The organism is Zhouia spongiae, assembly GCF_022760175.1.
GTDB classification, from domain to species: domain Bacteria; phylum Bacteroidota; class Bacteroidia; order Flavobacteriales; family Flavobacteriaceae; genus Zhouia; species Zhouia spongiae.
This window is the reverse complement of sequence record NZ_CP094326.1, coordinates 996,404-1,009,612: the sequence shown is the minus strand read 5'-3', so window position 1 is coordinate 1,009,612 and position 13,209 is coordinate 996,404. Positions and strand designations below refer to the sequence as shown.

At 40.5% G+C, this 13,209-nt stretch carries 12 protein-coding genes; 8 read left to right on the top strand and 4 right to left on the bottom strand.

Features of this window, described 5'->3' with window-relative positions:
- Positions 1-6: 6 nt before the first annotated feature.
- A complete protein-coding gene (gene hemC, locus MQE36_RS04450; protein WP_242937971.1) occupies positions 7-924 on the bottom strand; it encodes a hydroxymethylbilane synthase in 918 nt (305 codons plus the stop codon).
- Complete coding sequence (hemA, locus tag MQE36_RS04445) at positions 925-2,178, bottom strand: glutamyl-tRNA reductase (protein ID WP_242937970.1); 1,254 nt, start codon at positions 2,176-2,178, stop codon at positions 925-927.
- Positions 2,179-2,415: 237 nt separating this feature from the next.
- Here hemA and MQE36_RS04440 point away from each other — a divergent pair, with 237 nt between their 5' ends.
- From MQE36_RS04440 to MQE36_RS04410, 7 genes are all read left to right on the top strand, one after another.
- A complete protein-coding gene (locus tag MQE36_RS04440; RefSeq protein WP_242937969.1) occupies positions 2,416-3,276 on the top strand; it encodes an AraC family transcriptional regulator in 861 nt (286 codons plus the stop codon).
- A gap of 7 nt (positions 3,277-3,283) precedes the next feature.
- Positions 3,284-4,027 carry a ThuA domain-containing protein gene (locus MQE36_RS04435; protein WP_242937968.1) on the top strand — a complete coding sequence of 248 codons (744 nt, stop codon included), beginning with the start codon at positions 3,284-3,286 and terminating at the stop codon, positions 4,025-4,027.
- Positions 4,028-4,114: 87 nt separating this feature from the next.
- Positions 4,115-5,146, top strand: coding sequence for a ferrochelatase (gene hemH / locus MQE36_RS04430; RefSeq protein WP_242937967.1), 1,032 nt, complete (start codon positions 4,115-4,117; stop codon positions 5,144-5,146).
- On the top strand, positions 5,146-6,537 hold the full coding sequence (locus tag MQE36_RS04425) for an MATE family efflux transporter (protein WP_242937966.1): 1,392 nt from the start codon (positions 5,146-5,148) through the stop codon (positions 6,535-6,537). The genes hemH and MQE36_RS04425 overlap by 1 nt, the downstream gene beginning before the upstream one ends.
- 477 nt (positions 6,538-7,014) lie before the next feature.
- Positions 7,015-7,557: a CopD family protein gene (locus MQE36_RS04420; RefSeq protein ID WP_242937965.1), complete on the top strand. Its 543-nt coding sequence runs from the start codon at positions 7,015-7,017 to the stop codon at positions 7,555-7,557.
- An 83-nt stretch (positions 7,558-7,640) separates the two neighbouring features.
- On the top strand, positions 7,641-9,047 hold the full coding sequence (locus MQE36_RS04415) for a sensor histidine kinase (protein WP_242938814.1): 1,407 nt from the start codon (positions 7,641-7,643) through the stop codon (positions 9,045-9,047).
- A gap of 33 nt (positions 9,048-9,080) precedes the next feature.
- On the top strand, positions 9,081-9,857 hold the full coding sequence (locus MQE36_RS04410; protein ID WP_242937964.1) for an enoyl-CoA hydratase/isomerase family protein: 777 nt from the start codon (positions 9,081-9,083) through the stop codon (positions 9,855-9,857).
- Between the two features lie 51 nt (positions 9,858-9,908).
- Here the strand turns inward: MQE36_RS04410 and MQE36_RS04405 are convergent, their stop codons facing one another.
- Complete coding sequence (locus MQE36_RS04405; protein WP_242937963.1) at positions 9,909-11,321, bottom strand: Gfo/Idh/MocA family protein; 1,413 nt, start codon at positions 11,319-11,321, stop codon at positions 9,909-9,911.
- 158 nt (positions 11,322-11,479) lie between these two features.
- On the opposite strand from MQE36_RS04405, the gene MQE36_RS04400 reads away from it, so the two are divergent.
- Positions 11,480-12,574, top strand: a complete 1,095-nt coding sequence (locus tag MQE36_RS04400) for a PA0069 family radical SAM protein (RefSeq protein ID WP_242938813.1) — start codon at positions 11,480-11,482, stop codon at positions 12,572-12,574.
- Here the strand turns inward: MQE36_RS04400 and ccsA are convergent.
- Entirely contained in the window at positions 12,536-13,015 is a 480-nt protein-coding gene (ccsA, locus tag MQE36_RS04395; protein ID WP_242937962.1) for a cytochrome c biogenesis protein CcsA, read from the bottom strand. The genes MQE36_RS04400 and ccsA overlap by 39 nt on opposite strands.
- Positions 13,016-13,209: the final 194 nt, after the last annotated feature.

Below are 13,209 nucleotides of genomic sequence, written 5' to 3'. Positions count from 1 at the left end.
GGATTTCTAGTTTAGGGTTTTACGTATTTCTTCCATGATAACTGTTCCTCCTTCATTTAGAACCTGTTTCCCGAGAATAATGCCTTTGTCAAGGGCGTCGTTTACTGAAAAGGAGGTGTTGACTTCAGCTTTTTGAGTGCCGTCAAGCGAAAAAACAGCAGCTGTAAAATGAATTTTTTCATTTTCGAAAATTGCCAGAGCGCCGATCGGAGCTGAGCATCCGCCCTCAAGTGTACGTAAAAAATCGCGTTCTATCCTGGTGCAGATTTCTGTTTCGGTATGATTTAATCTGGCGACAGCCTCTTTTACAAATGTATTGTCCTCCATGACCGATATGGTGATGGCTCCTTGCGCAGGTGCAGGGATCATCCAGTCTAAAACGGTGTGGTTGTCAGGTTTCAGAGCGATACGTTCAAGACCGGCCTTTGCAAAAATAGCACCATCCCAGTCATTGTCCTGAAGCTTTTGCAGGCGGGAATTTACATTTCCTCTTAATCCTGCTACCGTATGCGAAGGATATTTGTGGAGCCATTGGGCTTTTCTGCGTAAACTCCCCGTTGCAATAGTGGCCTTTCCGGCTGTCATAAATGAAGTCTTACCCTTGTGTACAAGAATATCTTCAACGTTGGCACGCTCAAGCACTGCGCCCTGTACCATTCCTTTTGGCAACTGCGTAGGAACATCTTTCATGCTGTGCACAGCAATGTCAATCTCGCCTTTTACCATGGCAACATCCAGTGTTTTGGTGAATACACCGGTAATACCAAGTTCGTATAAAGGTTTGTCGAGAATGAGGTCTCCCGTAGATTTAACGGGAAGAAGCACGGTTTGATAACCAAGGTTCTCTAATCTTGTTTTTACCGTATTTGCCTGCCAAAGCGCTAATTCGCTATCGCGGGTGCCGATTCGAATAATATGACTCATTTAAGCGTTGCTTTCTAGTTGAAACACTTTTTGAATTAACTCGATACTTTCATCAGAAGTGTTAGAATTATCTTTAAGGTGGTTCGCAAAATGGGTCGTTATTTTTTGAATAATACGCTCACTGATAATACTAGCCTGTTCCTCGTTGAAGTCTTCAATTTTTCTTCGCTGAAAATCGATCTCAGCATCTTTTAAAGACTTCAGTTTCTTTTTGAGTGCTTTTATGGTTGGTGCAAATTTCCTTGTTTGCAGCCATTGGATAAATTCTGATTTAACCTCTTCAATAACCTCTTCTGCCTTGGGGATAGAGGCTTTTCTGCGTTCTAATGTCTCATCGGTCATTTGAGAGAGGTGGTCTAAATGAACCAGGGTAACATTCTCCAGTTCGGTAACATCGTTAGCAACATTCTTCGGAATCGACAAATCGAGGATCAGCAAAGGTTTGGTGCGATGAATCAGGTCTTTCGATACGGTAGGATGCTGGGCTCCGGTAGAGACTATCAGGATATCCGTGTTTAAGATCTCGGTTTGTAGTTCGCAATAATCTTTAACAATCAGGTTGAACTTACCGGCTATCTTTTCAGCTTTATCTTTTGTTCTGTTGATAAGAGTGATGTGTTCGTTTTTGGTGTGTTTCACCAAATTCTCACAAGTGTTCCTTCCTATTTTACCTGTGCCAAAGAGCAAGATGTTCTTGTCAGATATTTTTTCAACTTCGTTCATAATGTAATGTACCGAAGCAAAAGATACAGAGGTGGCTCCCGTGCTGATGTCCGTTTCGTTTTTAATCCGTTTGCTGGCTTGTATAACGGAATTGCACAGGCGTTCGATAAAATGATCGGTAAGTCCTGCATCCTTAGAAGCAATAAAGCTTTGTTTTAACTGGCTTATGATCTCAAAATCGCCTAAAATCTGGCTGTCCAAACCGGTGCCTACTTTAAAAACATGAGCGATGGCGTCGTTATTTTTACTCACATATCCAACCTTTTGAAACTCTTCGGCAGTACCATTTGAGTTGTCGCAGATTAATTTGATCAATTGAAAAGGATGTTGAGCAAAACCGTATATCTCAGTCCGGTTACAGGTAGAGATTACTAATAAACTTTCTAAACATTCTTGCTTAGCCTGAGTAAGTAATTTTTCTTTTCCCTCTGCATCCAAACTAAAGCGTCCGCGTGTTTCTGCATCCGCTTTTTTGTAGCTTATTCCTACGGCATAAAAAGACTTACCTCTTGCTATGTTATATGCTTCCATTTAAAGAATCTGATAATCGGAAGCAAAAATAGGGGGACGATATTTAAAAAAATAACGCTGAAAGAACTTTTTGTGTCGCTTTAAGTTTTTTTCAGCAATAATTCATGTCAAAACCCTAAAATAGCTTATTTTTGAAGATAAACAGGCGTTTTTGATCGTTTTTGTTTAGAACGAATCTAAATAAAAGAGTATCGAATCAACACAAAAGTAAAGCTAAAAAATAACGCTCCAGGTGCTATGGAAGAGATTCAGATTTCAGAAGGTTTTTATTTGTTGAAAACTCAAAATGATGGTGCTGACCGCCAGCAGTTTGAACGGTTTGCAGACAGCAGTTATATCCAGATACATTTTTGTTTAAAGGGGGCTTCCAGGTTTAATTTTAATAAGGGGCGTTATGCATTGAATGTGGATGAGGAGAAGGCATTATTGTTGTATAACCCTCAGCAGGATCTGCCTATTAATTTAGAACTGGCCCCGAAAACCTGGTTGATCTCTGTGCTTATTTCGATCAAGAAATTTCATTTATTGTTTTCGGAAGAGGCGGATTATATTCATTTTTTGAGTGAAGAAAACATAGATAAGAAGTACTATACAAATGCACCGATCACCCCTGCAATGGCCGTGGCTTTAAGTCAGATTATGAATTATCATGTACATTCGTCGATTAAAACACTGTACTTGAAAGGAAAGGTTTATGAGCTGATAAGCTTGTATTTCAATAAGCCGGATGATGCCGATGTTGAACAATGTCCGTTTCTGATCGATGAAGACAATATCCGAAGGATACGAAAAGCTAAGGATATAGTGATCTCCCGGATGGCAGAGCCGCCTTCACTAACGGAATTGTCGGAAGAAATAGGGCTTAATCTCAAGAAACTGAAAGAAGGGTTTAAGCAGGTCTATGGCGATTCTGTATATAGTTTTCTTTTCGATTATAAAATGGAGTATGCCCGGAAGATGTTAGAAACCGGCGAGCATAATGTAAATGAAGTGGCACTGAAGGTTGGGTATAGTACTGCGAGTCATTTTATCGCTGCGTTTAAAAAGAAATTCGGAACCACACCGAAGAAGTATTTAATGTCATTAACTAATTTATGATAGCCCTATGCGCATTCTGTTGTTCTATGTATTACCATTTTTCTTTTTTTTCAACCTGATAACCGGACAGGAATATGAAAAGAATGAAGAAAATGTCTTGTTGTTTACAAAAACTGCCGGTTTTCGGCACCAGTCAATTGAAGATGGTGCAGCTCTTATAAAGAGACTTGGAAAAGAGAATGATTTTAATGTCATTCATTCTGAGGATTCATCGATTTTTAACGATGATTCATTGAAAAATATAGATTTAATAATATTCTTGTCCACTACAGGAGATATTCTGAATTCAGAGCAGGAAAAGGCATTTAAAAAGTTTATCCATGATAAAAAAGCGTTTTTGGGAGTGCATGCTGCTACAGATACTGAGTTTGAGTGGGAGTGGTATGGTAAGCTTGTGGGAGCATATTTTGACAATCACCCGAAGACACAAACTGCCAGGCTGGAAGTTTTAGACACATCACATCCTTCATGCAGCCACCTTCCGGAGGTTTGGAACAGGACAGATGAATGGTATAATTTCAGGGATATTAACCCGGCAATAAAGGTTTTGATCAATCTTGACGAAATGAGTTATGAAGGAGGAAAGAATGGTGCGGAGCATCCTATTGCGTGGTTTCATCTGTATAAAGGCAGCCGTGTATTTTATACCGGAGGCGGACATACGAAGGAATCTTACAAGGAAAAAAATTTTATCAGGCATTTGCTGGGAGGTGTCTTGTGGTGTTTAAAAAGATCGAAAACAATTGAATAAATCTATTTCATTATTTTAATTCTTAACCGTTACTTGTTGAGTAAGCTTAAAGGAAAACTGTATTTTTGCCAGGAATAAAAAACAGATATGAAAGGAGTTCTTCTTGTAAACCTGGGTTCGCCGGATAGTACCGATCCTAAAGATGTTAAAAGATATTTGGATGAATTTTTAATGGATGAGCGTGTTATTGACAAGCCTTATCTCTTGAGGGCTTTTGTTGTAAAGGGAATCATATTAAATACACGTCCCAAAAAATCGGCAGCTGCCTATAAAAAAATTTGGTGGGAGGAAGGTTCTCCGTTAATAGTATTGTCTGAACGGTTACAAAAGAAGGTAGACGATTTAACGAAGGTACCGATTTCATTAGGAATGCGGTATGGAAACCCATCGATAAAAGCAGGGTTACAGGAGTTAGCAGATAAGGGTGTAGATGAGGTTCTGGTCGTTCCTTTGTATCCCCAGTTTGCCATGTCGACTACTGAAACGGTGTTGGTGAAAGCCGAAGAAGTAAGAAGAAAATATTTCCCGCAGATGCATTTTACCAACATTCCGGCTTTTTATAATCATCAGGATTACGTAAGGGTATTGACTAATTCTATTAAAAAAGAATTAGAAGGAAAAGAATACGATCACTTGTTGTTTTCTTATCATGGTGTGCCGGAACGACATATCAGAAAATCTGATATCACAAATTCACATTGTAAAATTGACGGACAGTGTTGCTCTGTGGATTCACCTGCACATCAGTATTGTTACAGGCATCAATGTTACGAGACAACAAGGTTGGTAGTGGCGTATCTGGGGCTTGATGCACATCAGTATACAACCTCGTTCCAGTCACGATTGGGAAGAGATCCGTGGATTCAGCCATATACCGATGCCACCATAGAAAAACTGGCAACAGAAGGGGTAAAGAAACTGGCAGTTGTTACCCCGGCATTCGTTTCCGATTGTCTTGAAACACTAGAAGAAATAGCGATGGAAGGGAAAGAAGAATTTATTGAAGCCGGAGGCGACAAATTCTATGCGATTCCCTGTTTAAATGATAATGATGAATGGGTTAAGGTACTTTCTCGCTGGATCGATGAATGGGCAATGACAAAAACCGTGAACGCTTAATGGCTAAAGTAAGTTCTACTGAATTAGGAACCGAATCGATTGGTAAGCTGTTGATTAAACAGGCGATACCTGCCTCTATTGGTATTCTGGTGATGTCACTCAATGTGCTTATCGATAGTATATTTGTAGGTAAGTGGATCGGATCAATAGCGATAGCAGCTATTAATGTGGTTTTGCCCGTTTCCTTTTTTATAGCAGCTCTTGGGATGGCTATAGGTATTGGCGGATCTTCAATAATTTCGAGGGCCTTAGGAGCCGAAAACCAGAAGAAGGCCTTGACCACTTTTGGGAACCAGATTACCTTAACCGTTCTGATTACCGTTGGGATGGTTATACCGGGACTGATCTTTATAGATGATATTATTCCGGGTTTTGGAGGTAAAGGTGCTATTTTTGATCCTGCCAAAATATATTACACGATCGTATTGTACGGAGTGCCTTTTCTTGCTCTCTGCATGATGGGTAATAATGTGATCAGGGCAGAGGGTAAACCAAGGTATTCTATGATAGCCATGATCATACCGACTATCGGGAATTTGCTGTTGGATTATTTGCTGATAAACGTTTTGGATATGGGGATGTATGGGGCGGCCTGGGCCACTACGCTATCGTATCTGATGTGTTTTGCTTATATACTCTGGTTCTTTCTTGGGAAAAATTCTGAGCTTAAGATCAACTTTTCTCATCTTATTCCAAGCAGGGAAATTGTTTCTGAAATAGGCTCTTTGGGCTTTGTAACCCTGGCAAGGCAGGCGGTGGTTAGTATTATATATCTCATTATGAACAATATTTTGTTCGGATTGGGGGGAGAGGCTTTGGTTTCTGTTTATGCTATTGTCGGACGGATGCTTATGTTCGTATTGTTTCCCGTATTGGGAATTACACAGGGTTTTCTGCCGATAGCAGGTTTTAATTACGGGGCAAAAAAATATGACAGGGTAAGGGAGTCCGTTAATAAATCGATCATTACAGCCTGTGTGGTCGGGTTGCTGGTTTTTTTACTCATATTCTTTATCCCTGATGTGTTTACCAGGTTGTTTTTAAAGAATGACGGGAGCTTAACGGCAGAGGAGCTTAAGACAAATGCTGTTATTCTGGCCAAGGCACCGGGTGCATTGCGTTGGGTTTTTGCGGCTACACCTATTGTTGCCGTTCAACTCATCGGAGCAGCTTATTTTCAGGCCATAGGGAAAGCAAGACCCGCATTGTTGTTAACCTTGAGCAGACAAGGGTTCTTTTTTATTCCTCTTATTCTTATCTTACCGGGTATTTATGGAGAAACTGGTGTTTGGATTTCTTTTCCCATTGCGGATATCTTGTCTACAATCGTTACGGCCTATTTTTTAAACAGGGAAATAAGACGGACTTCAGGTATAAAAATTGATTCTTAGGATACTTGCTGTTTTCAATAAACAGAAATTCTTATATGTGTTTCGATATGGTTCTGACGAGTTCTGGGAATACGGCTTGTGAACGAGCCGAAGAATATCCCAAACCCCCGCCGTTTTAAAAGGACCTGTATAGGTGTGTTTAATACAGTTGATGGTCGTTGGGGCAGATATGTCGGGTATTCATGTCATATTTTATTCCTACCTTTAAAAAGCTAACGAAATTCTGTAAATTAAAGATGACTATAAAGACTGCTGCTTCTTAGCTTGTTTGTTGTGCCGGGGTCTTTAACGGTATGTAAACCATCTGAAGATCGGAAGAGATCCAACAGATCAGGACACGCGACGGCGAAAGTGACCGACGATAAGATCCAATGAGAAATTAAAAAAGATTAATGAAATCGCGTCCGGCAAAATTAAACTTTCAATAAAGGATTTAATGCCTTAAACTTGCAGTACTTATTTGTAGAATAGAAGTGTATGTATAATTATATCAAAGCACTCCATTTGATCTTTGTAATCACCTGGTTTGCAGGATTGTTTTATATTCCGAGGCTTTTTATTTACCAAATTGAAGCTTTTCATAAAGGTTCGCCAGAAAAGGAAATCCTCGGAGAACAATTAAAACTAATGGCAAAAAGATTGTGGTATATTATTACCTGGCCTTCGGCCATATTGGCTACGGTTTTTGCAATCTGGTTACTGGTCTTGATTCCCGGTTGGTTGGAACACGGGTGGATGCATGTAAAATTAGCCTTTGTGATATTGCTCTTTGCCTATCATTTAAAAACACACCAAATTTTTAAGCAGTTGCAACGGGACGAGGTAAAGTATACGTCAAATTTTATGCGGATATGGAATGAAGGATCTACCATTATATTGTTTGCGGTTGTATTTTTGGTGATATTGAAAAATGCCATCAACTGGATATTCGGTGTAACAGGGATTATAGTACTGGCCGTTTTGTTAATGTTGGGGATCAAACTGTATAGACGAATACGAGATAAAAACCCCAAGGCCTGATTGGCAGGATAATTGTTGGTAAAAACCGCAAATTCAAGGCAGTGAGAAAAAGAATTTCGCTTCGATATAGGATTTTTTTAACCATGATTGTACTGGTGTTATTCGCATTTGTGCTGATAGCGGCAGTAACTATTTATCAGTATAAGGAACAATCTATAGATTATCACCGTGAGCGGTTAGAGCGAAAAGAAAGCCAGTTGCTTGCACAGATTAATTACGAGCTCCGCGAAACCACTTTTGAGGTGAAAACAGAGAACCTTCAGTATATTTTCAGGAGCCGCATCTACGACATTGCCGATATCTTGAATCTCAATTTTAATATTTATGGTTTGGACGGCGAGCTGATTTTAAGCAGCAAACCCAAAAGAGAAGAGAACGGATCGTTAATTGATGCTGCTACCCTGAGAGAACTTTCCCTGAATCCTGACCATCGAATTGTTAAAAAAAGAAAGATAGCCGGAGATGATTATCAGTCTTCATTTATTTATATAAATGATCTTAAATTTAAGCCTATAGGTATTTTAAATGTCCCTTATTACGAAGATGATAATTTTAACTATTACGAGCTGAAAGAATTCCTTATCCGTTTAGGGGCAGTGTATTTCTTTTTACTCCTTCTGGCTATTTTACTGGCTTATTTTATATCGAAATACATTACCCGGTCATTAAAAGCTGTAAGCGAAAAAATAGAGGAGACAAAACTTAACAAGACCAATGAGAAGATACATCTGGAACGTCCCAGTGAAGAAATAGGGAATGTTGTTGATGCGTATAACAGTATGATTGACGAATTGCTGGAAAGCGCAGCCAAATTGGCTAAGAGTGAACGTGAACAGGCCTGGAGGGAAATGGCAAAGCAGGTGGCCCATGAAATAAAAAACCCGCTTACCCCAATGCGCCTGAGTGTACAGAGTTTTGAACGCAGGTTCGATCCTGAAGACCCTGAGGCAACCCAAAAGATAAAAGAGTTTTCTAAAACCCTTATTCAGCAAATCGATATAATGAGCAATATTGCTTCGGCTTTCTCAAGCTTTGCTGAAATGCCGGTTCAAAAAACAGAACGGCTTAATGTAGTTGATGTGGTTAAACTTTCTTTAGATATTTTTAATGAAGATTATATAAGTTTCCATTACAGTGAAGAGGAGATCATGGCAAATCTGGACAGGACCCAACTGGTAAGGGTCGTTACGAACCTGGTAAAGAATGCGATTCAGGCGATACCGGAAGATGCAGACCCGAAAGTGATTGTGGAGGTAATGAGTGTAGGGGAGCATGTAAAAATCTCAGTAGCTGATAATGGCAGGGGAATTCCTGAGGAAAACCATGAAAAGGTGTTTGAACCTAAGTTTACCACAAAAACCAGTGGTATGGGGTTGGGACTGGGGATGGTAAAGAATATTGTTGAAACCTATAGCGGAACTATTAAATTCACTTCAGTTGAAAACAAGGGAACGGTGTTTACGGTTTTATTTCCAAGGGAAAAATCATAATTTCGAAGTACGGATATTATAAAAGAACACAATATGAGCTACGAAAACATTCTGATCGAAAAAGATGGTGGTATAGCCACGGTTACAATAAACAGGCCTGCCAAGCTCAATGCGCTTAATAAGGCGACAATAGAAGAGCTTAACAGGGCTTTAAAAGAATTGAAAGATGATAAAGAAACGCGTGTCCTGATCATCACCGGAAGCGGAGAAAAAGCTTTTGTTGCCGGAGCAGATATTTCCGAGTTTGCGGATTATTCTGTTAAGCAGGGGAAGCAACTGGCGGAGAAAGGACAGGATTTATTATTCAACTACATTGAAAACTATAATAAACCGGTTATTGCTGCAGTTAACGGTTTTGCACTTGGCGGAGGTTTGGAACTGGCCTTGGCATGCCATTTCCGGGTTGCCAGCGATCATGCCCGTATGGGGTTGCCGGAAGTGTCTCTGGGGGTTATTCCCGGTTATGGAGGAACTCAGCGGCTTCCACAGTTAATAGGGAAAGGCAGGGCTATGGAGATGATCATGACCGGGGGAATGATCGGAACTGAGCAGGCCCTGGCATATGGGTTGATTAACCATATGATAGCACAAGAACAGTTGCTGCCGTTTTGTAAAAAGATAGCAAATAAAATAATGACGAATTCGTCAGTGGCAGTTGCTACGGCTATAAAGGCAGTTAATGCAGGATTTAATAAAAAAGGGTTTGATGCTGAAATAGAGTTGTTTGGGGAGAGTTTCGGTACGGAAGATTTTAAAGAAGGTACAGCTGCTTTCCTGGAAAAACGAAAAGCTGATTTTCCTGGAAAATAAAAAAGGTAAATGCTCCGGGGTTTGCCCCGGAGAAATTTACGGGTTAATAATTTACAGTTCCCATCCCTTTCTGTAATTTCCTTTTACCCAATTGTTGGCTTCATCAAAGTTGGTGACTAACATTTTCTCTCCGTCCCATTTAAGTTTTCTTCTTCCCGGATAGCTATAAGGAGCCCAGTCGGTTGGTTTTTTGCCTTTTTTGAGAACTTTATGTTGAAACGCTTTAATGGCCAGGTTCCCCATCAGAACAGCTTCCGTCAACGGGCCTGCATAAGAGAAAGGCGACGATGTTTCTGTTCCTTTCAGACATCCGTCAACAAAGTTGTCAGCATGGGTTCCGTTAACTCTCTTCAAGGTTTCAGGCGGATAAGTAATAGCTCCGGGGGTATAGTTCTTTAAAAATCTCGGATTACGGGAATAAGTGTCGGTAACCAAAATTCCTTTTTCTCCGTAAAAAACGGAGCCTCCATCGACATTTCCAATAGTTTCCCCATCAACAATATGATCCGGAATATCAGGCATAATACCACCGTCATACCAATTGAGGGCTACATCGCCATGGCGATCGTTTTTAAACTTGAGCCTGACAACAGAAGAAGGCGGGCAGGTACTGTTATAATCTGCTTCTACAAAGTCACCGGACCATACGGTGGTACAACTTGCCTCGGCTTCGTACGGATAACCTAATCCAAGAGTTTTAAAAGGGGTTTCCATAATATGGCAGCCCATATCTCCGAGGGCTCCCGTTCCGAAATCCCAAAAGCCACGCCATTTAAAAGGTAAATAAGCGGAATTGTATGGCCGCATGGACGCGGGTCCTAACCACAGGTCCCAATCAAGACCTTCAGGTACCGGCTCACTTTCTGTTATAGCTCTCAACCCTTGTGGCCATACGGGCCTGTTAGTCCAGCAATCGACACGGTGAACCTTACCTAAAATGCCTGCATCAAGCCATTCTTTGGTTTTTCGAACATCATCGGTACTGCTGCCCTGATTACCCATTTGGGTAATGATGCCGTTTTCTTTGGCTACCTTGGCCATTAAACGTGCTTCATAAATATTATGCGTTAATGGTTTTTCTACATATGCATGTTTTTTAGCTTTCATAAAAGGAAGTGCTATTGTAGCATGTGTATGGTCTGGCGTAGCAACCGTTATGGCATCAATATGCTTTAATTGTTCGTCATAAACTTTGCGAAAGTCTTTATATCTTTTGGCTTTATGGAATTTTTTATAGGAACCTTTGGCATTCCGGTCATCTACATCGCATAAAGCGACAAATTTTACTTTTTTAGTTGCATCGAGCTCATTGATCACTCCTGCGCCTCTGCCTCCTACTCCTATGGCAGCAATGTAAAGGGTGTCACTTGGCGGGATGTGGGAGCCACCGAGTACATGGCTTGGTACTATATAGAATGCACTACTTGCCGCGGCAACATTCTTTACAAAATCTCTTCGTTTCATCTGTTTTAAAGTTTTGGATGATTTTGGATCGTTAAAATGAAGGCTTAAGGTACAAAAAAATGATAATGATTATGTTAAATGTTAATGTTCATAAACAAGAAGCCAATAATCATTCTGTTCGACTGGGAATTAATAATTTTATAAGTCCATTATACAAGATGAAAGAGGAGTCAATTATAAAAGGAAGGGGAGCACAGATGAATGTCCGGAATAAGTTTTTGGAACATTCTCATGAAATGCGCGATGATTTTTTGGAATACTGCAGGCTTGAAGGAGAGGAAGCCGATAAAAACAAAACGAGCTATATTGAGGTTTTTCCAAAGACGATTGTAAACAAAGTGACCAGCCCGGATGTAGGAATGACCTATTCTATGAACCCTTATCAGGGATGCGAACACGGGTGTATCTATTGTTATGCCAGAAACTCTCACGAGTACTGGGGGTATGGTGCCGGACTGGATTTTGAAAGAAAGATCCTGGTGAAAAAGGATGCCCCTGAATTATTGGAGAAGAAACTCCGGTCACGAAACTGGGAGGCTAAGACCATAGTGCTTTCCGGAAATACAGATTGTTATCAACCTGCTGAACAGCAATACAAGATTACCCGGGAATGCCTGAAGATTTTCCTGAAGTATAAACACCCCGTCGGGATCATTACAAAAAATGCACTTGTTTTGAGAGATCTGGATGTTTTAAGGGAATTGGCTTTGCTAAAGCTTGTCAGTGCAAATATTTCAATCACTTCATTGTCTGAAGAAACAAGAAGGGTTTTAGAGCCGAGGACAGCAACTATAAAAAGGCGTTTAAAAACCGTGGAAGAATTGTCTTTAAACGGAATACCTGTAAATGTAATGATCGCTCCGATTATACCGGGCATCAACAGCCATGAAGTACTGTCTTTGGCAAAAGCGGCAAGAGATCACGGGGCTTTGTCGATAGCTTTTACTGTGGTCAGGTTAAATGGTGCTATAGGGCAGATATTTACGGACTGGATCCGAAAAACAATGCCGGACCGGGCAGATAAGGTATTACATCAGATAGAAGCATGTCACGGAGGGCATTTAAATGATTCTAATTATGTTACCAGGATGCGGGGTGAAGGTAAAATTGCAGAGCAGCTCCATAACATGATGCGCATTGCCAAACAACGTTACTTTTCGGATAAACAGTTTCCGGAAATAGATGGTTCGCTTTATCAACCTCAAAAAGAACTGTTAAAGCAGCAAAAAAGCGGACAAATGCGATTGTTTTGAATGTTGTTGCCGGGCTCTTTTTATCATTGCTGCTAATGCCATGACCCCTATAAGGGCGGCTAAAGCTAACGGAGTGTAACTGCTTACGATGGGGGCCACATGTATTTTAAGCCAATACAATTTGAGTACGGGCATTAAGTTTGTTATTTCCGGATTAAGCCGGTCGAGGTAGCTCACAAATAACAGGGCTCCGCTAAAAAGGGGTGCTAAAGGAAGTGTAAAATCAGATTTTTTGTACGTGATGATTCCACATAAAAGAACGCACCATGCGACAAAAACCAACATCTCATACCCATTGCTCTGTGCCACATACCACCTCAGTATAATGTTTCCGGCGAAAACAATGAAGCCTGTTAAGGAGAGGATTACAGTAAGGCTCCATAAGGACGGCAACCATTTTTTCTTGCTGAAGATTTTAACAATTGCAAGAACCGGCATCATGAATCCGATGGTAAAGAAGTACTGGAATAGCTCCAGAAGTTAAGATTCATTTTGTTATACCAGATCCCGGCTTCTATCCTTTGGTTGGATGGGATGATCTCTTTTCCAAGCTCTTTCTGATAAGGACTGATAATAAGCCGGTTTTTCGTCAGCCTTGCTCCGCTTTTTACCCGATATCCGGGATTTAATCCATA

Bases quoted from the DNA above. Each gene is read 5' to 3' on its own strand.
- hemA (WP_242937970.1), bottom strand. From the start codon at position 2,178: ATGGAAGCATATAACATAGCAAGAGGTAAGTCTTTTTATGCCGTAGGA.
- MQE36_RS04420 (WP_242937965.1), top strand. From the start codon at position 7,015: ATGTATAATTATATCAAAGCACTCCATTTGATCTTTGTAATCACCTGG.
- MQE36_RS04415 (WP_242938814.1), top strand. From the start codon at position 7,641: ATGATTGTACTGGTGTTATTCGCATTTGTGCTGATAGCGGCAGTAACT.
- MQE36_RS04425 (WP_242937966.1), top strand. From the start codon at position 5,146: ATGGCTAAAGTAAGTTCTACTGAATTAGGAACCGAATCGATTGGTAAG.
- hemH (WP_242937967.1), top strand. From the start codon at position 4,115: ATGAAAGGAGTTCTTCTTGTAAACCTGGGTTCGCCGGATAGTACCGAT.
- MQE36_RS04400 (WP_242938813.1), top strand. From the start codon at position 11,480: ATGAAAGAGGAGTCAATTATAAAAGGAAGGGGAGCACAGATGAATGTC.
- MQE36_RS04410 (WP_242937964.1), top strand. From the start codon at position 9,081: ATGAGCTACGAAAACATTCTGATCGAAAAAGATGGTGGTATAGCCACG.
- hemC (WP_242937971.1), bottom strand. From the start codon at position 924: ATGAGTCATATTATTCGAATCGGCACCCGCGATAGCGAATTAGCGCTT.
- ccsA (WP_242937962.1), bottom strand. From the start codon at position 13,015: ATGATGCCGGTTCTTGCAATTGTTAAAATCTTCAGCAAGAAAAAATGG.
- MQE36_RS04405 (WP_242937963.1), bottom strand. From the start codon at position 11,321: ATGAAACGAAGAGATTTTGTAAAGAATGTTGCCGCGGCAAGTAGTGCA.
- MQE36_RS04435 (WP_242937968.1), top strand. From the start codon at position 3,284: ATGCGCATTCTGTTGTTCTATGTATTACCATTTTTCTTTTTTTTCAAC.
- MQE36_RS04440 (WP_242937969.1), top strand. From the start codon at position 2,416: ATGGAAGAGATTCAGATTTCAGAAGGTTTTTATTTGTTGAAAACTCAA.